The sequence below is a fragment of the Gloeocapsopsis sp. IPPAS B-1203 genome (assembly GCF_002749975.1).
Lineage (GTDB): Bacteria > Cyanobacteriota > Cyanobacteriia > Cyanobacteriales > Chroococcidiopsidaceae > Gloeocapsopsis.
The window spans coordinates 1-1264 of the sequence record NZ_PEIG01000039.1; the positions used below are offsets into that span (position 1 = coordinate 1).

A 1264-nucleotide genomic window follows, 5' to 3' on the forward strand; every position below is an offset into this window, starting at 1 on the left:
CTGATGGGGTGACAGGGAGCTAGAATAAAGGCTGGATTTGGTCTATAGCTTTCAAACCACGCTGATAATAGAGTTGCTTGTTGCGATTAATACGCATCCATTGACCTACCCAGTGAATACATAACTGGAGATTATTTAGCCAAGATTTACCATACAAGCCTATCCAAAAATTACTATGGCGGCGTTGAATTCGACCCCTATCTTTTGGACGACAGATGTAACGTTCAACCTTTGATGTTTTAATACTTATACCTTGAATAATTGCGCTGGTATAGGCAATAGCAATGAGTAAAACAATTACAGATAGACGAGCTTCAATTGCATAGCATCCTTCAAGATTGTAACCACCGCTTTTACAGTCTTTAAACATACACTCAATTCCACTACGCTGTTGGTAAGTAGCTACAGCAGCTTGAAGGGTTGATAGATTAGTTAATAAAAACCAGCCTTCTTTTGTCTGAGTCCGACGGTAGTTTCGGCTCCATTTACACGCTACGTTAAACTGGCTAAAGCCATTTTGCTTAGTAATATTGACTCCAGCAAAGAACATAGACAGACCTGGTTTTAACCCTAGTTGCTTTAACTGTTGTGTAAACTCGTTTTGGCGACGAATATACTCGTTACACCTTAAGCGCAGACATATTGCTACCCCTTGTTTCTCCAGCCACTGCCCTAATTCAATTGAGCAAAACTCTCGGTCGCCTAAAACAGTAACTTTGTAGTCCAATTGCGGTAGCACGGTAGTGAATAGAGCTTGTTGCTGATTGAAGTTACTATTACCTCTGTGCGATAAAAACTGCCAATTTACAGGAATAGCTCTTGAATTCCAAACTAGGCTTACCATCAATAAATTTAAATCACGCCACTGCGTTCTATCGACTACAAGAATTAACTCTTTGTTATCGGTGAAATAGCTGCACAGCAAATAGTTGATAATTGCAAACCAAATTGTAGAAATTGTCAAACATTGGCACATTAAAAACCTTTGCAACAGGCGACGGCGACTCTCGAATTTAATTGGTAGTGGTAGATTTGCAGCTAGCCTTTCTAATCGAACTTGTTTTTGCCCTTGCAGTAGTTCAACTAGAAGATTTAGTAGTATGTATTGATTCGCATTCAGTGTGGAGCGCAAATGAGTCTGATAGAATTTAGGCAGCATTTTTTGTGATAGGCAGGCGATGTCAATAGCCAGCCTATCTTTTTTTGACCCAAAGCTTAAAACTATTATCTAGCTTTACTTTTAGCCCTCCTGTCACCCCATCAG

At 39.8% G+C, this 1264-nt stretch carries 1 protein-coding gene; it reads right to left on the reverse strand.

The window, feature by feature from the left end:
* Nucleotides 1-19: 19 nt before the first annotated feature.
* Entirely contained in the window at nucleotides 20-1159 is a 1140-nt protein-coding gene (locus CSQ79_RS26885; RefSeq protein ID WP_099704161.1) for an IS4 family transposase, read from the reverse strand.
* Nucleotides 1160-1264: the final 105 nt, after the last annotated feature.